Source organism: Streptomyces shaanxiensis (assembly GCF_039537145.1).
GTDB classification, from domain to species: domain Bacteria; phylum Actinomycetota; class Actinomycetes; order Streptomycetales; family Streptomycetaceae; genus Streptomyces; species Streptomyces shaanxiensis.
This window is the reverse complement of record NZ_BAAAZY010000024.1, coordinates 297,539-322,112: the sequence shown is the minus strand read 5'-3', so window position 1 is coordinate 322,112 and position 24,574 is coordinate 297,539. Positions and strand designations below refer to the sequence as shown.

Annotated in this window: 21 protein-coding genes; 10 read left to right on the top strand and 11 right to left on the bottom strand. The window is 71.3% G+C overall.

Going from position 1 to position 24,574, the window contains the following annotated elements; genetic code table 11:
* The 7 genes from ABD932_RS35805 to ABD932_RS35775 all read right to left on the bottom strand — a co-directional run.
* Positions 1-737: aldehyde dehydrogenase family protein (locus ABD932_RS35805; RefSeq protein WP_425587569.1), on the bottom strand; the 737-nt coding region annotated here is incomplete at its 3' end.
* The gene (locus ABD932_RS35800; RefSeq protein WP_345019440.1) at positions 730-2,049 is read right to left on the bottom strand and encodes a flavin monoamine oxidase family protein; all 1,320 of its coding nucleotides are present in this window, start codon (positions 2,047-2,049) and stop codon (positions 730-732) included. The genes ABD932_RS35800 and ABD932_RS35805, both read right to left, overlap by 8 nt.
* A gap of 32 nt (positions 2,050-2,081) precedes the next feature.
* Positions 2,082-3,152 carry an ABC transporter ATP-binding protein gene (locus ABD932_RS35795; protein ID WP_345019438.1) on the bottom strand — a complete coding sequence of 357 codons (1,071 nt, stop codon included), beginning with the start codon at positions 3,150-3,152 and terminating at the stop codon, positions 2,082-2,084.
* Positions 3,153-3,156: 4 nt separating this feature from the next.
* Positions 3,157-4,038: an ABC transporter permease gene (locus ABD932_RS35790; protein ID WP_345019436.1), complete on the bottom strand. Its 882-nt coding sequence runs from the start codon at positions 4,036-4,038 to the stop codon at positions 3,157-3,159.
* Positions 4,035-4,928 (bottom strand): ABC transporter permease, encoded by an 894-nt coding sequence (locus tag ABD932_RS35785; protein ID WP_345019434.1) that lies wholly within the window; start codon positions 4,926-4,928, stop codon positions 4,035-4,037. The genes ABD932_RS35790 and ABD932_RS35785 overlap by 4 nt, the downstream gene beginning before the upstream one ends.
* A gap of 3 nt (positions 4,929-4,931) precedes the next feature.
* A complete protein-coding gene (locus ABD932_RS35780; RefSeq protein WP_345019432.1) occupies positions 4,932-6,056 on the bottom strand; it encodes a polyamine ABC transporter substrate-binding protein in 1,125 nt (374 codons plus the stop codon).
* A 207-nt stretch (positions 6,057-6,263) separates the two neighbouring features.
* On the bottom strand, positions 6,264-7,442 hold the full coding sequence (locus tag ABD932_RS35775; protein WP_345019430.1) for an aromatic ring-hydroxylating oxygenase subunit alpha: 1,179 nt from the start codon (positions 7,440-7,442) through the stop codon (positions 6,264-6,266).
* Between the two features lie 441 nt (positions 7,443-7,883).
* Here ABD932_RS35775 and ABD932_RS35770 point away from each other — a divergent pair, with 441 nt between their 5' ends.
* The 10 genes from ABD932_RS35770 to ABD932_RS35725 all read left to right on the top strand — a co-directional run bounded on the left by ABD932_RS35770 (position 7,884) and on the right by ABD932_RS35725 (position 16,881).
* The gene (locus tag ABD932_RS35770; protein ID WP_345019428.1) at positions 7,884-8,309 is read left to right on the top strand and encodes a hypothetical protein; all 426 of its coding nucleotides are present in this window, start codon (positions 7,884-7,886) and stop codon (positions 8,307-8,309) included.
* Positions 8,306-9,541, top strand: coding sequence for an NADH-ubiquinone oxidoreductase-F iron-sulfur binding region domain-containing protein (locus ABD932_RS35765; protein WP_345019426.1), 1,236 nt, complete (start codon positions 8,306-8,308; stop codon positions 9,539-9,541). The genes ABD932_RS35770 and ABD932_RS35765 overlap by 4 nt, the downstream gene beginning before the upstream one ends.
* A 77-nt stretch (positions 9,542-9,618) precedes the next feature.
* A complete protein-coding gene (locus tag ABD932_RS35760) occupies positions 9,619-9,810 on the top strand; it encodes a ferredoxin (RefSeq protein WP_345019424.1) in 192 nt (63 codons plus the stop codon).
* A gap of 1 nt (position 9,811) precedes the next feature.
* Positions 9,812-11,887 (top strand): acetate--CoA ligase family protein, encoded by a 2,076-nt coding sequence (locus tag ABD932_RS35755; protein ID WP_345019422.1) that lies wholly within the window; start codon positions 9,812-9,814, stop codon positions 11,885-11,887.
* 29 nt (positions 11,888-11,916) lie between these two features.
* Positions 11,917-13,089 carry an acyl-CoA dehydrogenase family protein gene (locus ABD932_RS35750; protein WP_345019420.1) on the top strand — a complete coding sequence of 391 codons (1,173 nt, stop codon included), beginning with the start codon at positions 11,917-11,919 and terminating at the stop codon, positions 13,087-13,089.
* A 44-nt stretch (positions 13,090-13,133) separates the two neighbouring features.
* A complete protein-coding gene (locus ABD932_RS35745; protein ID WP_345019418.1) occupies positions 13,134-14,306 on the top strand; it encodes an acyl-CoA dehydrogenase family protein in 1,173 nt (390 codons plus the stop codon).
* Between the two features lie 34 nt (positions 14,307-14,340).
* Positions 14,341-15,243, top strand: a complete 903-nt coding sequence (locus ABD932_RS35740) for a 3-hydroxybutyryl-CoA dehydrogenase (RefSeq protein WP_345019416.1) — start codon at positions 14,341-14,343, stop codon at positions 15,241-15,243.
* Positions 15,244-15,290: 47 nt separating this feature from the next.
* Positions 15,291-15,902 (top strand): TetR/AcrR family transcriptional regulator, encoded by a 612-nt coding sequence (locus tag ABD932_RS35735; RefSeq protein ID WP_345019413.1) that lies wholly within the window; start codon positions 15,291-15,293, stop codon positions 15,900-15,902.
* Between the two features lie 73 nt (positions 15,903-15,975).
* Positions 15,976-16,344, top strand: a complete 369-nt coding sequence (locus ABD932_RS35730) for an ArsR/SmtB family transcription factor (protein WP_345019411.1) — start codon at positions 15,976-15,978, stop codon at positions 16,342-16,344.
* A gap of 6 nt (positions 16,345-16,350) precedes the next feature.
* Positions 16,351-16,881, top strand: a complete 531-nt coding sequence (locus ABD932_RS35725; protein ID WP_345019409.1) for an SRPBCC family protein — start codon at positions 16,351-16,353, stop codon at positions 16,879-16,881.
* A 38-nt stretch (positions 16,882-16,919) separates the two neighbouring features.
* Here the strand turns inward: ABD932_RS35725 and ABD932_RS35720 are convergent, their stop codons facing one another.
* The 4 genes from ABD932_RS35720 to ABD932_RS35705 all read right to left on the bottom strand — a co-directional run bounded on the left by ABD932_RS35720 (position 16,920) and on the right by ABD932_RS35705 (position 24,485).
* On the bottom strand, positions 16,920-18,443 hold the full coding sequence (locus tag ABD932_RS35720) for an alpha/beta fold hydrolase (RefSeq protein WP_345019407.1): 1,524 nt from the start codon (positions 18,441-18,443) through the stop codon (positions 16,920-16,922).
* 198 nt (positions 18,444-18,641) lie between these two features.
* The gene (locus ABD932_RS35715; protein ID WP_345019405.1) at positions 18,642-21,458 is read right to left on the bottom strand and encodes an NHLP bacteriocin export ABC transporter permease/ATPase subunit; all 2,817 of its coding nucleotides are present in this window, start codon (positions 21,456-21,458) and stop codon (positions 18,642-18,644) included.
* Between the two features lies 1 nt (position 21,459).
* Positions 21,460-23,682: an NHLP family bacteriocin export ABC transporter peptidase/permease/ATPase subunit gene (locus ABD932_RS35710; RefSeq protein ID WP_345019403.1), complete on the bottom strand. Its 2,223-nt coding sequence runs from the start codon at positions 23,680-23,682 to the stop codon at positions 21,460-21,462.
* Entirely contained in the window at positions 23,679-24,485 is an 807-nt protein-coding gene (locus ABD932_RS35705) for an HlyD family efflux transporter periplasmic adaptor subunit (protein ID WP_345019401.1), read from the bottom strand. The genes ABD932_RS35710 and ABD932_RS35705 overlap by 4 nt, the downstream gene beginning before the upstream one ends.
* Positions 24,486-24,574 lie beyond the last annotated feature (89 nt).

The window sequence follows — 24,574 nt, the reverse complement described above, 5'->3', positions numbered from 1 at the left end:
CTTCCGGTGACGGCCACCAGCCGGACGTGCGGGTGGGCCACGAGGGCACGACCGGTGTCGCGGTCGCCGCACACGACGTTCAGCACACCGGGCGGCAGGTGCTCGGCGGCCAGCCGGGCCAGGAGCGTGGCCGACGACGGCGTGGTGTCGGACGGCTTCAGGACGACGGTGTTACCGGCGGCCAGCGCGGGGGCGACCTTCCATACGGCCATCATCAGCGGGTAGTTCCACGGCGTGATCTGGGCGCACACACCGACCGGGTCGCGGCGCAGCACCGAGGTACGGCCCGGCGTGTACTCGGCGGCCGCGGCGCCCGGCAGGTTCCGGGCGGCTCCGGCGAAGTACCGCAACACGTCCACGATCGCGGGCAGTTCGTCCGCGAGGAACAGGGCGCGCGGCTTGCCCGTGTCGGTCACCTCGGCGGCGGCCAGCGCGTCGGCCTCCCGCTCCAGGGCGTCGGCGATGCCCAGCAGCGCGACCTGCCGCTGCGCCGGAGTCGTCGACGACCAGCCGGGAAAGGACTCTTCCGCCGCCCTGCAGGCGGCGTCCACGTCCTCGGGGCCGGAGAGCGGGGCCGTGCCGTGGGGGAGTGCGGTGGCCGGGTCGATCAAGGGCAGGGTGGCGCCGGAGGCGGCCGGTACCTCCTTTCCGGCGATGTGGTTGTGACGGTCGGAGTGGTTGTGACGGTCGGAGTGGTCGAGGCGGTCGGAGTGGTCGAGGCGGTCGGTGTCAGCCACGGCGCAGCGCCTCCTCGGCGGCGGCGCGGCCCGTACGGACCGCGCCCTCCATGTATCCGGCGACCCACTGGTCGGAGCCGCAGACATAGAACGGCGGTTCATGGGTGCCGTGCAGCGGACCCACGGCCATGACCTCGCCGGGCGGCCACTGGGTGACATAGCCCCGCGTCCACGGGTCCGTGCCCCACAGCCGCAGATGGCACGCGCTCGGCCGCAGGGCCTCGTCGCCGAACATGCCGGCCACTTCGGCGAGCAGCTCGGGCGTACGCAGCTGGGGTGGGGTGCCGAGGAGGACGCCGTACCTCTCGGGCGGGATCAGTGCCGACAGGACGCCCTCGCTCTGCGGCCACGTACTGCCCAGCACTCCCTCAGCCTCGGACAGGCCGTTCAGACCGGCGTCCCGCCAGAAGGGACGGTCGTAGACGGCGGCGAACTTCGCGGCCGTCGCCTGGCGTTGCCGGTGCAGGGAGGCGAGCCGCGCCTCGCTCACCCCGGTGACGGCGACGTCCCGCAGCGGACCGACGGGCAGGGCGCTCACCACGGCACCTGCGGTGAGGGTCTCGCCGGTGACCAGGCGGACGGTGGAGCGGCCGGGGTCTACGTCCAGTGCGGCGACGGGTGAGCCGAGCCGGATGCGCGGACCCAGTTCGCGGCCCATGACCTCGGCGAGCGTGGCCGATCCCGCCGCCAGCCGCAGTCCCTCCCAGTCGGTGTAGTCGTAGTCGCCGGTGCCCGAACCCGGGACCGCAGCGCTCTTGCGCAGCGCGGCCAGCAGCGAGATCCGTTCGTACGAGCCGCCGGCCAGGGCGAGTTGGCCGATGTCCCACAGGCGGACCACGGCGGGCGTGGCCTGCCGGGAGCGCAGCCAGTCGGCCACGGACAGGCGGTCCAGGGCGGCCGCGTCCGGATGGGACCAGGGGCCGTCGGGGTCGACGGTGGCGGCGAGCGCGGTGAACTCGCCGCTCAGGCGCTCGTGCAGGGCCGCGTCCCCGGGGCCGAACCAGTGCGGTGGATCACCGGCCGAGCGGCCTTCCGGGGTGGCACGGGTGATGCGGCCGGGTTCCTGGACATAGCTGGGGACCAGTTCGAGGCCGAGTTCCTTGGCGAGTCGGAGATAGGCGGTGTGCCCGGTGCCGACCACCTCGCCGCCCAGCTGGACGGTCCGGCCGTCGGGCGTGCGGGTCTGCTCGACCCGGCCGCCGACGCGGTCCCGGGCCTCCAGGACGAGCACGTCGGTGCCGGCGGCGGCCAGGTCTCGGGCGGCGGCGAGCCCGGCGAGACCGGCGCCGAGCACGATCACGTCGTGATGCATCAGCTTCGCTTTCCTGAGAGAAACGGGGGCGCTCAGGCCAGGACCAGGCAGTGCTCGGGCCGCCACCCGAACTCGACCGTCTCGCCGCCGCTCCAGCGGTCTTCCATGCGGGCGCGGGCCGTGTTCTGCTCCAGCACCGACAGCGTGACGCCCGGGGCGAGTTCGATCAGATAGGTCGTGGTCGGGCCGCTGTAGACGGTCTCTCGGATCACCCCGCTGAGCATCGACATGCCCGGTTCGAAGTCGGACAGCCAGATCTTCTCGGGGCGCACGGACACGCTGACGGCGCTGCCGTCCGCGATGTCGGTACGCGGACCGACGGCCAGGGCGGGCCCCTTCTCCAGCGCCACCTCACCGTCCCGGTAGGTGCCGGTCATCAGGTTGGAGGTGCCCATGAAGGAGGCGACGAAGCGGGTGGCGGGATGCTCGTAGATGTCCTCGGGAGTGCCGCACTGCTCGATGCGGCCCTCGTTCATCACGGCGATCCGGTCGGACATGGTCAGCGCCTCGTCCTGGTCGTGGGTGACGAACACGAAGGTGATGCCGACCTCGCGCTGGATCTGCTTGAGCTCCACCTGCATCTGCCGGCGCAGTTTCAGGTCGAGGGCGGCCAGCGGTTCGTCGAGGAGCAGGACGGCGGGCCGGTTGACCAGCGCCCGGGCGAGCGCGACGCGCTGGCGTTGACCGCCGGAGAGGGTACGGGGCCTGCGCTCGGCGAGCCCGGCGAGCTGGACCAGCTCCAGCATCTCACCGACACGCTGGCGTATCTCGGCCCTGGCGACGCCCCTGCGCTTGAGGCCGAAGCCGACGTTGTCCGCGATGCTCAGGTGGTCGAACAGCGCGTAGCTCTGGAAGACGGTGTTGACGTTGCGCTTGTTCGGCGGCAGGTCGGTCACGTCCTCACCGGCCAGCAGCACCGAGCCCTCGGTGGGGTCGCTGAATCCGCCGATCATGCGCAGCGTGGTGGTCTTGCCGCAGCCGGAGGGGCCCAGCAGGGAGTAGAAGTGTCCGGCCTCGATATCGAGGTCGAGGCGGTGGACGGCGTAGGAGTCGGCGAACTGCTTGGAGACGCCGTCGAGCCGGACGGCAGGGGTCGTGTCCATGGAGTCACTTCCCGGAGAGGAGGTCGAGGCCGCCGCGGCGGCCGAAGAGGCGCGGGATGAACAGGGCCAGGGCGATCAGGGCGATGGATCCCGCGAGCATCAGGGTGCCGACCGCGTTGATGGTGGGCTGCACGCCGAAGCGGATCGCCGAGTAGATGCGCACCGACAGGGGCTGAGGGTCGACGCCGGTGGTGAAGTAGGCGAGGACGAAGTCGTCGAAGACCAGCGCGAAGATCAGTACGGCGGAGGCGAGCACGGCGGGCAGCAGTGCCGGCAGGGTCACCAGCCGGACCGCCTGCCAGCGGGTGGCGCCGAGGTCCATCGCGGCCTCCTCCACCTCGGGGTTCAGCGCGGCGACCCGGGAGCGGAGGATGACGGTGACGTACGAGATCGAGAAGGTGATCTCGGCGAGCATCACCGTACCGGTGGACAGGGGCACGCCCAGTCCCTTGAACAGCAGCATCGACGCCACGCCCGTGACGATCTCCGGTGTGATCAGCGGTACCAGCATGACCAGTCCGGCCAGTGAGCCGAGCCGGGTGCGGCAGCGGACCAGACCGAGCGCGAGTGCCACCCCGAGGATCACCGAACCGGCCATCGCCACCAGGGAGATGCGCAGGCTGGTGCCCAGGGAGGCGATCAGGACGTCGTCGTGGACGAAGGCCCGGTACCAGCGCAGGCTGAACCCGTCGAACACGGTCAGGGACTTCTGGGAGTTGAAGGAGAAGAGGGCCACTACGGCGATGGGCAGGTAGAGCAGCGCGAAGAACAGCCCGGTGACCGCGAGGAGAATGCGGGGCCTGCGGTGGGCGCGGGCGCGCCGAGTGCGGGTCCGCGAGGTCGGACTCGCCGGGGCGGTGGCGGAGGGCGGACGGACCAGGGTCATCGGAGTGCCTCCGCCTCGTCCTTGCGGGTGCGCCGCAGATAGCCGAGCATCCCGACCAGCAGGACCAGCATCAGCAGCATGGTGAGCGCCGAGCCGAGCGGCCAGTTCTGGCCCTGGAAGAACTTGTCCTGGATGAGGTTGCCGATCATGATCTGGTCCGGGCCTCCCATGAGCTGGGCACTGACGAAGTCGCCCATGGCGGGCAGGAAGACCAGGACGAGCCCGGCCGCCGCGCCCTGCCGGGTGGCGGGCAGGGTGACGAAGAAGAAGGTGCGCACGGGGCCGCCGTACAGATCGCGGCCGGCCTCGATGAGGGAGACGTCGAGGCGCTCCAGGGCCGCGTACAGCGGGATGATCATGAAGACGACGAAGCCGTAGACGAGTCCCGCGACCACGCCGAACCCGCTGTTGAGGATCCTCGTGCCCGCGTCGGCCAGACCGACCGCACGCAGTGCGCTCAGCACCGGCCCGTCGTCGGAGAGGACCACCGACCAGCCGTACATCCGCACCAGGTAGTTGGCGAAGAACGGCACCACGATCGCGGCGATCAGCGCGTGCTTGTAGCGCCCGCCGTACAGGGCGATCGTGTACGCCACCGGATAGGCGATCAGCAGACAGATCAGGCAGGTCAGCAGGGCGTACCCGAGGGAGCGGGCCAGTACCTCGGTGTAGGCCGGGTCGGCGAGGGCGCGTATGCCGGCCAGGTCGAAGCCGAAGCGCGGGTTGCCGAGTTCGTCGGTGGTGCCGACCGCGAGGACGGCGACGAGGGCCAGCGAGGCGATCAGGAAGCCGGTCATCCACAGGGTGCCCGGCAGCATGAACCAGACCCACATCCGGTTCCCGGAGGTGTCCCGGCGGCGGGCACGGGAGGAGGGACGCAGCAGTGCCATGTCTCAGCCCGCCTTCACATGGGTCCAGGCGGTGTCGCGGGCGTCCTCCGCCGCGCTGCCTCCGTTGCGGAAGAACAGTCCGGCCTTCAGGTCCTCCTGGGTGACCATGCACTCGGGGAACGGCTCGACAAGATCGGCGTAGACCTTCTCGGAGCCCGCGACCGGCATCGGGTAGCCGATGTACTCGATGTTCTTCTTCACGTTCTCCGGCCGCAGCATGTAGTCGATGAACAGCATCGCGGTGCCGGGATGGGGCGCGTTCCAGGGGATGGCGTAGCAGTCGGAGTTGATCGGGGTGCCCTCCTTGGGGGCCTCGAACCCGAACACGGACGGGTCCTCGGCCTGGTAGAGCATGGCGGCCATGTCGCCGCTCCAGGCCTGCTGAATCAGCGCGTTGCCGTTGAGGAGGTTGTTGTAACTGTCGCTGGAGAAGCCACGCAGCCGCGGCCGCAGAGTGCCCAGCAGGGAGGTGATGCGGTCGAGGTCGCCGGTGTCACCGGTGCTGACGTCGAGACCGAGGGCGAGGGCACCCATGCCGAGGACCTCGTCGCGGTCGTCCAGCAGGAAGACCTTGCCGCTCGCCCGGTCGCTCCACAAGTCCCGCCAGGAGTCGGTGAGTTCACCGATCCGGTCGCGGCGCCAGCCGATGCCCGTCTTGTACGCGGTGAAGGGGACGGTGTGCGCGGAGCCGGGGTCGTACCAGGGGTCGGCGAAGTACGTGTAAGCGCCGAATACGTCCTGCGAGTGGGTGAGCTGGGAGTGGTCGATACGGCGCAGCCGACCCCCGCGGGCCAGCCGCTGCGCCCATTTGGCCGTGGGGAAGATGATGTCGTAGCGGTTGCCCGCGTTGAGCTTGGCGGCCATGCCTTCCATCGAGTCGAAGTTCGACTGGACGACCTTGACGCCGTACTCCTTCTCGAATCCCTTGAACACGGACGGGTCGACGAAGTCGGCCCAGTTGAAGTAGACGAGATCTCCGTCGACGCGCGCCTCGACCGGGGCGAGCTGCTTGGCGTCGGGTTTCTTGGCGGGCATGAACCCGCAACCGCCGGCCGCGACGCCCAACAGGCCGCAGGCGCCCGCCCGCAGCAAGGCGCGTCGGGACGGCGGTAGTACCTCGGGGGACATGGAGCGTCCTCTCCGTCGAGGAACGGCACAAGTCCAGGGCTGGACCGGCTGGTCGGCTCACTTCAGGCCCTGATTCCGTAGTGAAGACCGGTCTGGGGGAGGGTGCGTGCGCGGACCAGAGGGCGCGCGGTAAGGGCGAGGCCGGGGCCGACGGGAGGCGTACGGCGGCGGTGTGCGGGTGCGGCGACGGCACCGTGTCGGCGGCCGTCACCGAGCGTCCCCCTCCAGGTCCTCGCGGACCCGGCGCGCGAACCAGCCGACGGCGGCCTCGCGCTGCGACAGCGGACCCGGCTCGAATCCGGGCGTGCGCAGGCCGGCCTGCACCCGCTCCACCAGCTCGGCGTCCTCGTCGTTGGTGACCCAGCCGATGTGGATGTTCAGCCGCCGGGCCAGCCGGGTACGGACGCTCTCGCCGTGCCGGGTGTAGAAGGCGCCGGGGATCGCCGCCCGGTCCTGGGCGGTGGGCAGGGCGGTCCACGCGAGCACGTGGTCAGGGTAGAAGTCGATGAGCGTGTTGGGATAGATCACGGCGTACCGCCACACGCGCCGGTCGGCCTCGGTCAGCCCCGGCATCGGGGTCGCCAGCCGCTGGTAGAGCCGCTCGGTCCAGTTCGAGGAGGGCTTGTCGCGCAGGGGTGACTCGAAGAGCACGTAGTTCTCCTGGACGTCCACCGTGTACGCCGCGTAGTCGAGCAGTCGCATGAGCGCCGGGTGGGCGACGGGGACGTGATAGCCCTCCAGATAGTTGTCGACGATCACCTTCCAGTTGGCGTTCTGCTGCTCGCCTCCCGCCAGGTCGTGGATGCGGTGCTCGCCGACGGGGACCAGGCCGGACCCGGCGTAGCGCCCGACGGCCTCGGCCAGCCCGGCACAGCTCTCGGCCAGCGGAGTGGCCTCCATGTCGAGGTTGACGAAGACGAAGCCGAGGAAGGACTCCACGTTGACCGGGTGGAGACCGAGCTTCGGTTTGTCCAGGCAGGGGATCCGGCGGGCCTCCGGGGCGCCGACGAGGCGTCCGTCCAGTTTGTAGGTCCAGCCGTGGTACGGGCAGCGGATCGCCTTGCCCGCCGGCTCCGGGTCGGTCACCAGGCGGGTGCCGCGGTGCCGGCAGACGTTGAGGTGGGCGGCGAGTCCGCCGTCCTCGGTGCGGACGACCAGCACCTCCCGGCCTGCGGCGGTGGCGGTCAGCCGGGCGCCGGGGCCGGGGAGGTCGGACTCGTGACAGACGAGCTGCCAGGACTTGGCGAAGATGCGGTCGGTCTCGGCCTCCGCGATGGCCGGATCTGTGTAGTAGCGGGCCGACAGGGCCTCCCCGGGATGCTCGGGGGGCGGCTGCGGTGGGGCAGGGGAGACGGCACGGACTGCCCGGGTCGTCGAGGGGTTCATGTGCGGGTCCTCCTCCGCGCCGCTGCGGCGGCGATGGGCGGTGAGGGCGTGGCCGGACGGGCGGGCGCGGCTTGCGGACCTGCCGTGATCCAGCTGACTGATTGGTTAGTCAGAGTGGGACTGCCGCGGCGCCAAGTCAAGACTTGTGGGCTGACTGATTAGTTAGTTAGTCTCCTGCCAAGCGGATGGCCCGGGGCCCGACAGACGGATGCCCAGGCGCATTCCGTAAGCCCGCGGGCCGTCGGTCCGCGCCACATCGGGTGTCCGGATCCGGACACCCAGCACAGCGATCCGGACACCCCGCACAGCTCCCCCGCCCCTCGCGTCACGGCACCGGAGCATCCCCGTCCCACGTCATGGCCGCGCCACCCCCGCCTCCGGAGTACCCGGAAACGGAGGGACTCCGGACCACCCGGAGGCGGTGCGACCCCGGAGGCACGCATGAGCGCTCGCCGCAGTGTCGTATGGCTCGGCCTCACACCGGAGCCCGAACAGGAGCTGCCCGCCGCGGTGGCCGCCCTGCGGTCCCAGGAGCCCGGCCGCCCGCCGTCGGCCCTCGTCGCCGCCGAGCGTCACCGCGTCGAGCGGCTGGTGCTGCGGGGCACGCAACGCGGCTGGCTCCGCTACCTGCGCGAAGTCACCGAACTGGTCGTCGAGGCGGCGGGATCCCGGAGTACCGACCCCGGGGCGGCGCTGCTGGTCGGCGAGGTCGTCCTCGATCACCACCGCATGCTGATCGGCCTGCCCGGCATGGGCTACGAGCGCACCGCCACGCAGCGGCGCGATCTGGAGCGCGCGTTGGCCCGCCTGAGGGCGCACCCCGGGCCCGCACTCTTCGGCCCCTCCAAGCCCAGGAGCACCGTATGACCGGCGTGATCTCCCTCCTCCCCGAAGGACGGCACGGCCTGCTCGTCCCGCCGCTCGGCCTGAGCGAGGACGTCGACAGCTACCTCACCGTCGGCGGCTACGCGCCGCTGGTCGCGCCCCAGCGCCTGCTCGACCGGATCGCCGCCGTGGGGCTGCGCGGCCGGGGCGGGGCCGGCTTCCCGACCGCGGTCAAGCTCCGTGCCGTCCGTGACGCACCGGGCCCGCGCGTCGTCGTCGCCAACGGTGAGGAAGGTGAGCCGGGTTCCGTGAAGGACCGCTGGCTGCTGCGGCATCGCCCGCACGTGGTCCTCGACGGACTCCGGCTGGCCGCGGCCATGACCGGCGCCGAGCGCGGCTTCGTGTACCTCTCCGACGCCCCCGCCGAGCGGGCCGTGCGTCGGGCGCTCGCCGAGTGCGCCCCTGAGCTGCGTGTCGACGTCGTACGGACGGAGCACACCTACGTCGCGGGGGAGGAGACCGCGGTCGTACGCCGTATCAACGGCGGCCCGGCGCTGCCCACGGCCAAACCCCCGCGCCCGTTCGAGAGCGGAGTCGGCGGCGCGCCCACCTTGGTCGCCAACGTGGAGACGCTGGCCCGCCTCGCGGTGATGTACTCGCGCCCCGACGAGGCGGATGCCGTTGCAGGCTCCCATCTGGTGACTCTCTCAGGTCCAGGCGGTGGTGCCGCGCTCGTCGAGGTGCCCGCCGGTACCCATCTGAAGGTCCTGGCCGATCTGTCCGGGCACGGCAGGGCCGATGCGGTCCTGCTGGGTGGGCTCTTCGGCGGGCTGTACGGCGAGGAGTGGACGGATCTTCCGCTCGGCCACGACAGCCTGAACGCCGTCGGCGGGGCCCTCGGCTGCGGAGCGCTGCACTTCCTGGGCCCGGAGGACTGCCCGGTCGCCGTGGCCGTCGAGGCCGCCGCCTACCTCGGGGCGCAGAGCGCCCGGCAGTGCGGGGTGTGTGTCTCGGGCACCGGGGCGCTGGCCAAGGCGCTGTCGGCGGTGGCGCGCGGGGAGGCGGGCTACGACACGGTCGAGAAACTGCGCCGCTGGTCGCGGCAACTGCCCGGCCGTGGGGCCTGCGGGCTGCTCGACGCCGCCGCACGGATCGGCGCCACCCTCCTCGACCGCTTTCCCGATCAGGTCGACGCCCATCGCGGCGCCTGCTGCCCCGCGTGCTCGGACGCGGCTTCCGAGGACGGACGCCGGTTCGTGGTGCCGGTGCCCTGACCCACGAGTCGGCCCCTGACCCACGAGTCGGCCCCCGGCCGAGACGCACGATCCCGCCGTACCGAAAGGACCGCACCATGAAACTCCTGCTGGACTCCACCCGCTGCCAGGGCTACGGCCTCTGCCAGGAACCCTCGCCCGAGCTGATCGACCTCGACGAGTGGGGCTATGCGCAGGTGCGCGCCGCCGAAGTGCCGTCAGGTGACGAGGACGCCGCCGAGGCCGCCGTCGCCGCCTGCCCCAACTCCGCGCTGCGGCTGGTGAAGTGACATGGGACGCGATCTGTCGGCGCTCTTCGACCCCGTCTCCGTCGCCGTCGTCGGAGCCAGCGACGACCCGGCCAAGTACGGCCACGCCATCGCCGCCCAGGCGGTTCGCGCGAACGGCCGTCGTCCCGTCCACCTGGTCAACCGCCGTGGCGGAACCGTACTCGGACGCACCGCCGCGCCCAGCCTGAGCGCCATCGGCGAACCCGTCGACCTGGCGGTGGTCTCCGTGCCCGCCGCCGGATTCGAGGACGCCGTCGACGAGGCCCTGCGGTGCGGGGCACGGGCGATCGTCGCGATCACCGCCGGGTTCGCCGAGACCGGAGACGCGGGGCGGGTCCGGCAGAACGCCGTCGCCGAGCGGGTGCGCGCCGCCGGTGCCGTGATGGTCGGGCCCAACTGTCTGGGCCTGGCCGACAACACCACCGATCTGTTCCTGGCGTCGGACACGTTCACCCCTGGCGGCGTCGCCCTGCTGAGCCAGAGCGGGAATCTCGCCCTCGAACTCCAGCTCCGCTTCCGCCCGCACGGCCTCGGCTTCTCCCGCTTCGTCTCGCTCGGCAACCAGGCCGACGTCACCCTCGTCGACCTGCTCGCCGACTGCGCCCGGCACGAGGGCACCCGGGCCATCGCGGTCTACGCCGAGGACTTCGGCGACGGACGTGCCTTCGCCGAGGCGGCCGCCGACGCGGGGAAGCCCGTGGTGCTGCTCACCGCCGGGCGCGGGGACGCCTCCGCGCGCAGCGCACAGTCACACACCGGCGCGCTGACCACCTCGGCCGACGTCGTGGCCGCGGCGTGCCGGGACGCCGGGGTGGAGCTGGTCGCCACGCCGCGTGAACTCACCGTCGTCCTGGCCGCGTTGAGCGGTGGGCGCCGGGCCGCCGACCACCGGGTCGCCGTGCTCACGGACGGCGGCGGCCACGGTGTCGTCGCCGCCGACGCGGTGGAGGCGACCGGCCTCGCCGTGCCCGAACTGCGGGAGCCGACGCGGCAGCGGCTGTGTGAAGCCCTGTGGGAACAGTCGGCCGTGGCCAACCCGGTGGACCTCGCCGGGATGGGGGAGCAGGACCCCGGGTCCTACGCGGAGACCGTCGCCGCGCTGCTCGCGGCCGAGGAGGTCGACGCCGTGCTGATGACCGGCTACTTCGGCGGATACGCGGCCGCGGAGGGCGGGCTCGGCGGAGGTGGTGCGGCCCTCGCGGACGGGGAACAGGCCGCCGCACGCCTCATCGCCGCCCGGCACCGCGCCACCGCCAAACCCCTGGTGGTGCAGTCGATGTACCCCGACTCGCCCAGCTGCCGCACTCTCGCCGCCGCCGGCGTACCGGTCTTCGGAGCCACCGAGGACGCCGCCCGCGCACTCGCCGCCACGGCAACGGGCTCACCGGGGTCACAGGGTTCACAGGGTTCACCGGGCCTCGCCCCCCTTCCTAGTCCCGCCTCCCCGATGCGCGAGAGCGGATACATGGAGACGCGCGCCGCTCTGGAAGCGGCCGGACTCGCCTTCCCCGCCGCCCGGGAGATCCACGACGAGGCCGAACTGCTCGCCACAGCCGAGGAGTTCACCGGCCCGTACGTCCTCAAGGCCCTGCATCTGCTCCACAAGTCCGACGCCGGGGGCGTGGCACTGGGCCTGGCCGGACCCGAGGAACTCCTCGCGGCCTTCCGTGAGATGCACGCCCGGCTCGGCGCCTCCGCCTACTCCGTCGAGGCCATGGCGGATCTGACCGATGGCATCGAGCTCATCGTGGGCGTCAACCGGGACCCGCGCTTCGGCCCGGTCGCCATGGTGGGCCTGGGCGGAGTGCTGGCCGAGGCACTGCACGACGTCGCCTTCACTCTCGCCCCCGTGCCCGCCGACCGCGCCCTGCATCTGCTGCGCGGACTGCGCACCGCCGCCCTGCTCGACGGGGTGCGCGGCCGCCCGCCCGTCGATGTCGCCGCCGCCGCGCGGGCCGTCGAGACGATCACGACGTTCGCCGCCGCCCACCCGGAGATCGCCGAGATCGAGGTCAACCCCCTGCTCGTACGCCCCGACGGAGTCCTCGCCCTGGACTCCCGCGCCGTACTCGACTGATTGCCCCTCGCCCGACCACGGAGGTCCGAATGGACATGCGCTACACCCCCGAGCAGGCCGACCTGAAGCGTCGCGCCGCCGAGTACGCACGGCTGCTCATGCGGTACGAGGACCAGTCCGAGCAGGCCGGCGGCCCCCTGCCGCAGCAGCTCGTGACCGAGCTGACCCAGGCCGCCATGGATGCGGGCGTCTACGCCATCAACATGCCCGCCGAGTGGGGCGGCGCCGGTCTCAGCCTGCTCGACCAGGTCATCGTCGAGGAGGAGTTCGGCAAGGTCACCAACTGCCTGTGGGACATTCCCTGGCGGCCCGCGAACGTCCTCGCCCACGGCGACGAGCGGCAGCGCGAGAAGTACCTGCTGCCGGTGATCCGCGCCGAGAAGTTCGACGCGTTCGCCGTCACCGAGCCGGGCGCGGGATCCGACCCGTCCTCCGGCACCTCCACCGCGACGCGCACCGACGGGGGCTGGCTGCTCAACGGGGAGAAGTGGTTCGTCACCTGCGGCGACATCGCCGACTTCCTGCTGGTCCAGGCAGACGCGGGCCCCGAACGGCTCCCCACGCTGTTCTTCGTGGACAAGGCCGCGCCCGGCGTCGAGATGACCCGGGTGCCGCACTTCATGCACTCCGCGGTCAACGGGCACCCCGAGTTCACCTTCACCGACGTCTTCGTGGGCGACGAGGACGTGCTCGGCGGTGTCGGCAACGGCTACGAGCTGACCAAGGAGTGGTTCACCGACGAACGCCTGATGATCGCGGCCCGTACGGTGGGCGCGGCCGAGCGCGCCCTGCAACTCGCCCGCGACTGGGCCGTGGAGCGTGAGCAGTTCGGGGCGCCCATCGCCTCGTACCAGCTGATCCAGGGCATGCTCGCGGACTGCGCCGTGGACATCGCCGTCAACCGTGCCTACACCCACCAGGTGGCCTGGGAGGCCGACCAGCCGGGCACCGACCGCAAGACGCTGCACGCCAAGGCCTCCACCGCCAAGCTCGCCGCCAGCGAGGCCGCCGGGCGGGTCGCCGACCGCTGTCTGCAGATCTTCGGCGGGCGCGGCTACGACCGCACCTACCCCGTCGAGCGCATGTACCGCGAGTTGCGCGTCGACCGGATCTGGGAGGGCACCTCCGAGATCCAGCGGCTGATCATCGCCAACGAGCTCATCAAGCGCGGCACCCGCGCCCTGGCCCTGCCCACGCACTGAAACAGCCCTTCACCAGCAACAGCCCTTCCCCAGCGAGGACTTCCATGGACTTCCGCCTCACCCCGCGCCAGGTTCAGCTCAAGGTCGACGCGCGCGCCCTCACCGACTTCATCGCCACGTACGAGATCCAGTGCGAGGAGGACAACGGCCTGCCCGCCGACGCGCACGCCAAGGTCCGTGACGCCGTCCTCGACGCCGGGCTCCAGGCCGTCAACATGCCGGCCGAGTGGGGCGGCGCCGGGCTCACCATCGCCGAACAGGTCACCGTGCAGGAGGAGTTGGGGCGGCTCACCGGCGCCCTGTGGGACATGGTGTGGCGCCCGGCCAACGCGCTGCGCTTCTGCACCCCCGAGCAGCGCGAGCGCTTCCTCGTCCCGGTGATCAAGGGTGAGCGGCGCGACTGCTACGCCGTCACCGAGCCCGGCGCCGGCTCCGACCCGCAGAACCTCGCCACCACCGCCACCAGGAACGACCGGGGCTGGGTGCTCAACGGCGAGAAGTGGTTCGTGACCGTCGGCGACCACGCCGACTTCATGATCGTGCTCGCGGCCGCCGGCCCCGAGCGCGCCCCCACCCTCTTCCTCGTCGACAAGGACACCCCCGGCATAGAGATGACGCGCGTCCCGCGCTGGATGCACACCTTCGTGTACGAGCACCCCGAGTTCACCTTCACCGATGTGCAGGTGAGCGAGGACGCCGTGCTCGGCGGCGTCGGCGAGGGATACGACATCACCCGCTCCTGGTTCACCGAGGAACGCCTGATGATCGCCGCCCGCACCATCGGCGCGGCCGAGCGGGCGCTGGAGCTGGCGCGTGACTGGGCGGTGGAGCGCGAGCAGTTCGGGGCGCCGATCTCCTCGTACCAGCTGATCCAGGGCATGCTCGCCGACAGCGCGGTGGACATCGCGGTCAACCGCGCCTACACCCACCAGGTGGCCTGGGAGATCGACCAGGCCTCGGCCGAGGACCGCAAGACCCTGCACGCCAAGGCGGCCATCGCCAAGCTCTCGGCGAGCGAGGCCTCGGGCCGGGTCGTCGACCGGTGCCTGCAGATCCACGGCGGGCGGGGCTACGACCGCTCGTACGCCGTCGAACGGCTCTACCGCGAGCTGCGCGTGGACCGGATCTGGGAGGGCACCTCCGAGATCCAGCGGCTGATCATCGCGAACGAGCTCGTCAAGCGCGGCTCGGGGGTCCTGGACCTGCCCAGCGCCTGACCCGTACCACCGCAGACCGGAGAGAGGGAGACGGATGACCGACATCAAGCGCGTGGGAGTCGTCGGCTGCGGGCTGATGGGCGCCGGCATCGCCGAGGTCTGCGCACGGGCCGACGTACCGGTCACGGTCGTGGAGCGCGATGCGGAGGCGGCCCGGGCCGGCCGCCTGCGCATCACCCGTTCGCTCGACCGCGCGACCGCCAACGGCAGACTGAGCGATGAACGACGGGAGGCCGCCGCGGCCCTGGTCACCGTCGTCCATGAGCTCGAAGCGCTCCACGACCACGACCTGGTCGTGGAAGCGGTCGCCGAGGACGAGGCCCTCAAGGTCGACGTCTTCACCCGCCTCGACTCGGTGATCACAGAGGACCGCGCCATCCTCGCCACCAACACCTCCTCCATCCCGGTCATCAGGCTCGCCGCCGCGACATCCCGCCCGGATCGCGTCGTCGGCGTGCACTTCTTCAACCCGGTACCGGTCCTGCGGCTCGTCGAACTGGTGCCGTCGCTGCTCACCTCGCCCGCCACCGCGGCACGGGCCGAGGACTTCGTGACCGGCACGCTCGGCAAGGAGGTCGTCCGGACCAGGGACAAGGCCGGGTTCATCGTGAACGCGCTGCTCGTGCCCTATCTCCTGGCCGCCGTCCGCATGGTGGAGTCGGGCAGCGCGACCGTCGAGGACGTCGACCGCGGCATGGTCCTCGGCTGCGCGCACCCGCTCGGCCCGCTGGCCCTGACCGACCTGATCGGCCTCGACACCACACGGGCCATCGCCGAGTCCTTGTACGCGGAGTTCCGCGAGCCCCAGTACTCACCGCCCCCGCTGCTGTCCCGGATGGTGGAGGCCGGGCTGCTGGGGCGGAAGTCCGGACGGGGCTTCCACGAGTACGACGAAGAGCCACGACGCGAGGTACCGGTACCGGCGAGGCGGCCGTGAGGGAAGATGGTCATGGCCCACGACCACCGAACGAGGGGAGCCGCAGGGTGTCCACGAAGGTGCGCACGGCAGACACGCGCGAGCGCATCCTGACCGCGGCGTGCGAGGTCATCGCCGACATCGGCTTCGAGAAGATCCGCATGCGCATGGTCGCCGAGCGGGCCGGGGTGTCGACGGCGCTGCTCCACTACCACTTCGACACACGCGAGAAGCTGTTCACCGAGGCGATGACCCACTCCTTCGCCAACACGGCCGTCGACCTGGAACGCGACGCGGAGACGGCACCGGCGGCGGTCATCCTGGCCCGCATCCTGCGCAACCTGCTGCCGACCGATCCCGAACTCCACCAGGACTGGCGGCTGTGGCAGGAACTGTGGGTGCGGGCGCTGCGCGACGAGACCACCCGGGTCTTCGCCGTGGACCTGTACGCCCAGCTGCACGGCTGGGTGTCCGACGCGATACGGCGCGGCATCACCTCCGGTGAGTTCACACCGACCGACGTGGACGACCTCAGCACCCTCGTGCTGTCCCTGAGCGACGGCTACGGCATCCGCCTCATGCTGCGCGACCCGACGGTCACTCTCGACACGGCCCTCACCTCCATCTGGCGCCATGTCTCCACCGCCCTCGGTCTGCCGGCCGCGGTACCGACGGAGTGACCCTGACCAGGAAGAACGTCCGAAGGTCGCGTATTCCTTGACGGGCATATAACCACCGAGGCATATTGGTCGCATGTCCGACGACGCCTCCCTCTGGAGCGCCCTCGCCGATCCCCATCGGCGGGCCATCGTCGCGCTGCTGCTGGAGCGGCCGCGGCCCGTGGGGGAGATCGTGGAGGGGTGCGGGCTGAGCCAGCCGAGTACGTCGAAGCATCTGAAGGTGCTGCGGGAGGCGGGCCTGGTACGGGTGCGGCAGGACGCCCAGCGCCGCGTCTACGCCCTCGATCCGGCCCCCATCGCCGCGCTCGACGCCTGGCTGGCCCCGTACAGAAAGCTGTGGAACCGCAGCCTGGACGCCCTGGGCCGTCGTCTCGACGAGACGGGGCGAGAGGCGTCGGACGAGACCTCGCACGACACCGAGGGACCCACCACGAAGGACTGATCCACCATGACCGCCGACCTCACCGGCACCTTTCTGACCCTGGACGACGGCCGCCCGGCCGTCCGCTTCAGCCGTACCTACGACCATCCCGTCGAACGCGTCTGGCAGTTCGTGACCGACGCCGACGAACTGGCCCACTGGTTCCCGTCCCGCGCCGACATCGACCTGCGCCCCGGCGGCACGATCAAGTTCGGCGGCGACCCCAACATGGAGGACTCCACCGGCCGGGTGATCGCCGTCGACGAGCCCCGGCACCTGTCCTTCGAGTGGGGCGGCGACGAGCTGCGCTTCGACCTGGAGGCCCTGGACGACAAGCGCACCCGCTTCACGCTCACCAACGTCCTCGCCGCCGAGAACACGGCCGCCCGCAACGGCGCCGGCTGGGAGGTCTGCCTGGCCGCCCTCGACGCCCACGCGCGCGGGGAGCGCTTCGAGGGGCCGCACGCCGGGGCCGAGGCGCCCTGGAAGGAGATCTACGACGGCTATGTGAGCGTCGGCGTCCCGTCCGGCGCCCCGGTCCCGGGCATGGACGCCTGAGTGAGGCCTGAGTGACCCGGGCCTGGAAGCCTGAGTGATCAGCCCGTCCCGGCGGGGGCGCAACTGCTCCCGGCCATCGGGAGCCTCAGCTCCATGAGGTAGTCGTCCACGGCGTCACGTGTGCAGTCACTGCGCCCGTAGACGCTGTGCCCCGCGCCCTCGTACGGCAGCAGGACGGTCGTCCCGCGGGTCTGCCGGTGGACGTTGGCCGCCCAGGTGAAGTGGTTCGCCGGATCGTGCCGCGAGTGCAGCATCAGGATCTTGGGTGCCTCGGTGATGCGCAGACGGTGCTGCGGGTTGTTCACCTCGTCGGGCCAGCCGACGCACCCGGCCACCGCGCGGTGTACGCGAGGGGAGCCGCGCATGTGCGGTGCGGCCCGCAATTCGGCCTGGGTCAGCCGGGCGTACTCCCGGTAGTCCTTCGCCCGGATGCGCCAGTCCTGGCAGAAGACCGCGTAGAACGGTTCCGCCTTCGTCTGCTGTTCCGCTTCGCGCGACAGCGCCGGCTGGCCCTGCCGGGGTTGCTCGGATCGCTGCCGCTCGTTCGGTTCCTGCGCGTCGAGGCCCGCCACATAGGTGGCCAGCTCGTCGCGGTCCGGGCCGTAGAACGTCATGAAGGCGTCGAACGTGATCTCGTGTGCGGTCAGGATCCGGTCCGCACTCTCCGGGTCGCGGATCTCCCCGCGGTCCGCCCTGGCGAGCAGGCGGTCCCATACGGCGGTGACGTCCCGGCCGTGCAGGGCGCAGGAGCTGGTGCGGTCGCACCACTTCACGAACTGGTGGAACGAGTCCTCGGCGGCGGCCGCGGAGGAGACGAGGAACTCCCGGGCGCCGAGGCTGTGGTCGATGTTCGCGGTGAGGGCCATGGTCCGGATGCGGTCGCCGTACTCCTCCGCGTACTGCTCGCCGATCAAGGTGCCGTAGGAGTGGCCGAAGTAGTTGATCTTCTCCTCGCCCAGCGCCCCGCGGAGTGCGTCCATGTCCCGGACGACGCTCAAGGTGTCGGCGTGGTCGAAGAGCGGGCCGGTGTGGCGTCGGCAGTCCTCGCGCAACGCGCGGTTGAACTCGGCGAGTCGATCGAACTCCGCCTGGTTGCGGGGGTGGACCGACGGCTGTTGGCCCAGCAGTTCGGTGGAGCACTTCACCGGATGGCTGCGGCCGACGCCCCGCGGGTCGAAGCCGACGATGTCGAACCTCTCCTGGATGTCCGCGCTGAAATGGGACTTGGCCTGGTCCACCGCGAAGGCCACACCCGAAGCGCCCGGCCCACCCGGGTTGACCAGCAGTACACCCACCCGGCGATCCGGATCGGTCGCCTTGCGACGGGCCACCGCCATGTCGAACGTCTCGCCCGACGGCCGGGCCCGGTCGACGGGCAGGCGCAGGGTCCCGCATTGCGCCGTGGCGTCCTGCGGGCAGGGTTTCCAGTCGATCGCCTGCTGCTTCGTGGAGCCATGGCCCCGAGGGTCGGCTGCCGCCGCCTCCACGATCGGGATCGACGCTCCGGCCAGTAATAATCCGGCGGCGAGCACTCCGGTGAGCGCCCTGAAGAGCGGTTGCATGAAGTCCCTTCCGAGAGTCCTGCGAAACGGATCACGGGGGTCGCCCGCATGATCAACGTGACAGTGATCCATTCGGGGGCGCAACCGTGCGGGACCGGAATCAGGGAAGGCTCCGGGGCGGGGTCAGGGCCGTCCTCGGGGCCACGCCCCAGGGGTTGCCGGACGAACCCCTGAAGCTTCCCCGGACTTGATGCGTGCTCACGCCATCTGGCGCCGTACCAGCTCGTGCAGCCGCCCGTTCGTGTCCGCGAGGAGCTGTGCGGGCGGGCCCTGCTGGGCGACCTTGCCGTCCTCCATGACGATCACGCGGTCGGCGTCCAGCACCGTCGACAGGCGGTGCGCGATGACGATGCGGGTGGCGTTGAGGGCCTTGGTCGACTCGATGACCGTGCGCTGCGTCTCGTTGTCCAGGGCGCTGGTCGCCTCGTCGAAGAAGAGGATGCGCGGGCGGCGGATCAACGCCTGGGCGATCATCAGCCGTTGCCGCTGGCCGCCGGAGACCGCGCCGCCGCCCGAGACGATGGTGTGCAGCCCCATCGGCATCCGCTTGATGTCCTCGGCCAGCCCCGCCATCTCGGCCGCCGCCATCGCCTCCTCCGGCGTGTACGGCTCCGTACCGCAGATGACGTCCAGGATGGACCCGGTGAACGGCTGGGCGTGCTGGAGCACCACCCCGCACTGCCGGCGCACCGCCGACTGGTCGAGCGCCGACAGGTCCTGGCCGTCGTAGAGCACGCTCCCGGACACCGGCTTGTCGAAGCCGATCAGCAGGCGCAGCAGCGTCGACTTGCCGCAGCCGCTCGGGCCGACGATCGCCACGAACTCGCCGGAGCGTACGTCGAAGGACACGTCGTCGAGGATCAGAGGACCGTCGTCGGAGTACCGGAAGGACAGGCGGCGCGCCTCGATCGACCCCGTCAGCGGGCCCGGACGGGTGCTCGCCGTGCGCACCTCGGGCGTCGCGTCCAGCACCGGCTTGATCTCCTCGAACAGCGGCAGCGCTGCCACCACCGAGACGAACGCGCCGGTCAGCTGGGTGACCGAGGTCAGCAGCATCGTCACCGACGTGTTGAAGGTGAGGAACGCCGCCGCGGACATCGACCCGCGCGCGGGGCCCGCGAGCAGCATGAACATCACCAGCGTGCACAGGGGCAGATACACGGCGCCCAGCACCGCGGTGAGGTTCTTGATCCGCCCCACCTTCTGCTGGAGCTCACGGCTGCGCGCGAACCGGTCGGCCCAGGCCGCGTACGCGTAGTTCTCCGCCGCCGCGACCCGCAGCTTCGGCAGGCCGCGCAGCGTCTGGAACGCCTGGTTGTTCAGCTTGTTGCTGAGCACCACCAGCCGCCGCTGCCAGCGCACCTGCCACAGCCCGAGCCCCAGGAACACGGCCGCGATGACGACGAGCATGCCGATCGCCGCCAGCGCCATCGGCACGCTGAACCAGAACAGCAACGACAGGTTCATCGCGCCCACCGTCACCGACTGCGCGACGACGGGGCCGACTCCGGCCATCAGGCGGCGGATCGCGCTGACGCCCATGGCCTGGCTCGCCAGCTCGCCGGTCGAGCGCTCGGTGAAGAACTTCGTGGGCAGCCGCAGCAGCCGGTCCCACAGGGCCGGTTGGAGGGTCGCCTCGATACGGCCCTCCAGGCGCAGGATCGTCAGGTTCTGCAGCAGCATGAACGCCGCGGCCACCACGCTGCTGATCATCACAGCAAGACAGAACTGCACGATCAGCCCGGTCTGGGCCTTCGGTACGAACTCGCCGAGCACCTTGCCGGTCGCGATCGGCACGAGCGCACCGATCGCGACCGTCACCAGGCCGCTGATCAGCAGGTTCGTCAGATCGCCGCCCGTGCCCCGCATGCTGAAGCGCAGGAGCCGCAGCGGGCTCAACGCGCGGTCGGGCAGCGGACGGTAGAACATCACCGCACGCGGCTCGAACTCCTCCGCGTTGGCCTTCTCGATCGGTGTCTCACGGCCGGTCGCCGGATGGACGGCGACATAGCCGCCGCGCCGCCACAGCAGCGCCACGGGCGCGCCCGACAGCGCCCGGTGGCCCACCAGCGGTCCTACGTTGTCCCGCCACCAACGCCCGTCCAGCCGTACGGCCCGGGTGCGCACGCGCGACGCGAGAGCCACCCGCTCGACCGGGTCGAGACGGTCGCTCTCGGTGCCGCTCTGCGCGGGCTCGGCCAGGATGATGCCGGCCGCCTCGGCGACCAGCTTGCAGGCCGCGTAGCTGGCGTCCGCGTCGGCGGCCGTCGTCCGCTTGTCGCCGCGCTTGCCGATGGACGCCAGCAGCGTCTGGTCGGCCTGCGCGCGCACCGCCTCGCCGGCCTTGATGCCCTCCGCCGTACGCGACTCGTGAGTGCGCTCCAGCTGCTCGATCCAGCGGTCCAGCGTGGTCAGCAGGCGGTACTGCTGGTCGACCATGGACTGCCAGACCGCCGGGTCCATCAGCAGGTCGGCGGCCGCCTCCGCGCCGTACAGCGAGCCGTACTGCACACTGCCCGGCGGGACCTGCATCCAGAAGACGTCGTCGTCGGTCACCTCGGCGGCCCGCTCGGTGGCCATCGGTGCCTGGAAGAGGATGGTCAGGCTGCGGCCGACGCCCAGGGCGAGGGCGTACTCCAGGGGGCTCGTCGTCGGCGGGATGTACTGGGGGTTGCCGTACTCGTCGTAGGACCAGGTCTGGGTGTTCGCGGGCTGGTACAGCTCGCGCAGTCCGATGCGGTGCACGACGCAGTCCCTGAGCGGGCGCGCGACCAGCGTGTGCTGGGGCCCGGCCACCGGGCCGAGCAGCAGCGAGCCCGCCTCCAGGCGGCCGAGGTGGTGCCAGTGGCCCTGCTGCCCGGCGTCCACCGCGAACAGGTCGACGGCGCCGGACGCGACCAGCCACAGCACCTGCGGGCCTTCGAGGTCCAGGCGGTTGAAGCCGGCGCAGTCGATGCGCGTGCCCATCTGACCGAGCGCGTTGAGGACGAGGTCACCCTCGTGGACGGAGGTCATCTCACCGCTCCTTGACCAGTGCCGCGTATGCGCCGCCGCGCGCCACCAGCTCCTCGTGCCGCCCGCGTTCCACGATCGTGCCGTGCTGGAGTACGACGATCTCGTCGCTGTCGCGCACGGTGCTGAGCCGGTGCGCGATCACCACACAGGCACAGCCGCGCTTGCGCAGGTTGTCCATCACGACCTGCTCGGTCTCGGCGTCCAGCGCGCTCGTCACCTCGTCGAGGACGAGGATGCTGGGGCGGCGCACCAGCGCCCGGGCGATCTCCAGGCGCTGACGCTGCCCGCCGGAGAAGTTGCGGCCGTCCTGCTCGACCCTGCTGTGGATGCCGCCGGGGCGGCGCATGACCATGTCGTACAGCGCCGCGTCACGCAGCGCGTCCACCACGGCGTCGTCCGGGATCGACGGGTCCCACAGCGCCACGTTGTCGCGGACCGTGCCCTCGAAGAGGAACACCTCCTGGTCGACGAAGGAGACGGAGGCGGCGAGCGCGCCGCGCGGGATGTCCTCGATGCGCTGGTCGTCGATGCGGATGACGCCCTCCCAGGGGGCGTACAGGCCCGAGATCAGGCGGGAGACCGTCGACTTGCCGCTGCCTGAGCCGCCGACCAGAGCCACCTGCTGGCCCGGTCCGACGGTCAGGTCGAAGCCGGTGAGCAGGGGCTTGTCGAGCGGGCTGTAGCCGAAGGTGATGTTCTGCAGCTCGACGTGGCCGTGCAGGCGGCGCGTCGACTCGCCGGTGCCGGGGCGGCCGTAGAGCGGGTCCGCCTCGAAGTTCTCCACGTCCTTGAGGCGGGCCACGTCGGCGGCGAAGTCCTGGATGCGGCCCGCGACGCCGTTGAGGCGGGTGATCGGGGCGGTGAAGCGGGTGACCAGGGCCTGGAAGGCGACCAGCAGGCCGACGGATATGCCACCCTCGACCGCCCGCATGCCGCCGATCCAGAGGATGAGCGCGCTGTTGAGCGAGGCGAGCGTCGGGGCGACCACGCCGAGCCAGGCGCTCGGGACGCCGAGGCGCTGCTGTTCCTCCAGCGTGGTGGCGTGCTGGCCCGCCCACTTGCGGAAGTAGCCGTCCTCGCCGCCGGTCGCCTTCATCGTCTCGATCAGCTGAAGACCGGTGTAGGCGGTGTTGGTGAGCCGGGCGTTGTCCGCGCGCAGCTTCGCCGTACGGGTCGCGCGCAGGCGGATGACGACCCGCATGGCGACCACGTTCAGCAGGGCCACGCCGATGCCGACGAAGGTGAGCTGGGGGTCGTAGGTGTAGAGGAGGAGCGCGTAGAGGACGACGACCACCGCGTCCACGCCCGCCGCCGCGAGGTCACGGGCGAGCGTCTCGGCGACGGCGTCGTTCGACTGGAGCCGCTGCACCAGGTCGGCCGGGCTGCGCTGGGAGAAGAACGTCACCGGCAGCCGCAGCAGATGGCGCAGGAAGCGGGCGCTGGAGAGCGTGGAGGAGATGATGCGGCCGCGCAGCAGGTTCGCCTGTTGCAGCCAGGTCAGCACGACCGTGAGCAGGACGCTGGCCCCCATGGACGCGAACAGCACGCTCAGCAGGGAGGTCTGGCCGCCGATGAGGAACATGTCGATATAGGTGCGGCTCAGCGCTGGCACCGCCGCGCCGACCACCACCAGCAACAGGCTCGCCAGCACCGCTGCGGGCATCGTGCCCGCGGTCCCGCGCAGACGGGCGGGCATCGCGCCGAGCACGCCGGGCTTGCGGCCGCCCTTGCTGAAGCCCTCGCCGGGCTCCATGACCAGGACGACGCCGGTGAAGCTGCCGTCGAAGTCCTCCATGGGCACGAAGCGGCGACCCTTGGCGGGGTCGTTGATGTACACGCCCCGACGACCGAAGCGGCGGCCCATGCCGTCGTAGACGACGTAGTGGTTGAACTCCCAGAACAGGATGGCCGGCGTCTGCACCTCGGCGAGGGCGGCCGTGTCCATCTGCATGCCCTTGGCGGTCAGGCCGTAGCTGCGGGCCGCCTTGAGCAGGTTGCTGGCGCGCGAGCCGTCGCGGGAGACACCGCACGCGATGCGCAGCTCCTCCAGCGGGACATGGCGGCCGTAGTGGCCGAGCACCATCGCGAGGGAGGCGGCGCCGCACTCCACTGCCTCCATCTGGAGCACGGTGGGCGTGCGGACGGTCTTCACCCGTCCCTTGGGCACCGGGCGCTTCGGCGGGGCGGCGCGGCGCCTGCTGCGGGTCTCCTGCGCGGCGCTCACGGCAGCAGCCAATCGACGGGACGCTCGTCGGCCAGCCGGATCGAGCCCGAGGCCAGGGTCATGGAGGTGAGGTCGAACGGCGGCCCGTCCGCGGACGACCACGCGTAGCCGCTCTTCGTGCTCGACTTCTTGTCCAGCTTCACCAGGACGGCGACCGGCCTGCCGTCCTTGGTGAACTGCTCGCCCAGCTGGTTGTCCCCGAGGAACGCGGCGATCTGCTGCGCCGACTGCGCGGAGCGGTCCACCGACTTCACATGGCCGCGCAGGACGCCGTACTCCTGGGTGGGCACGGAGGAGACGGTGAGATCCACGGCCGCCTTGTCGGGGATGGAGGCCGCGTTCTCGGCGGGGACGTACACCGTGGCGTACAGCGGGTCCTTGGTGCGGGCGACCTTCTCGACGGCGGCGACGTTCGCGCCGGTGGAGATGATCTGCCCGATGGTGGCGGCGAGCGCGGTGACCCGGCCCGCGGCGACCGTGCGGACGACGGTCTCGCCCTCGGCCGTACGGACCTTCAGGACGGGGGAGTTCGCCGGGAGCCGCTCGCCCTGTTTCGCGACGACCGCGGTGACCTGGCCGGCGACCGGGCTCTGCAGGATATAGCTGCCCTGGCCGTGCGTGAGGATGGCGGGCGCGCTGACCGTGGAGGTGACCGAGCCGGTCACCGCCCACACGGAGGCGGCGGCCATCACGACCACCGTCACGGAGAGGACCAGCCAGCCCTGGGGGCGGGCGAAGCGCACCGGAAGATCGAGCTCCTCCGGAGACTGGAGCTTGGCGAGGGCCTGTTGGCGGAACTGCACGGAACTATCCCTCACCTGATGATGACGGGAGACCGGCGCTCGAGAGAGCCGGTCGTTTTGCGAGTGGTGCCGGATTTGTTTTTCGGCAC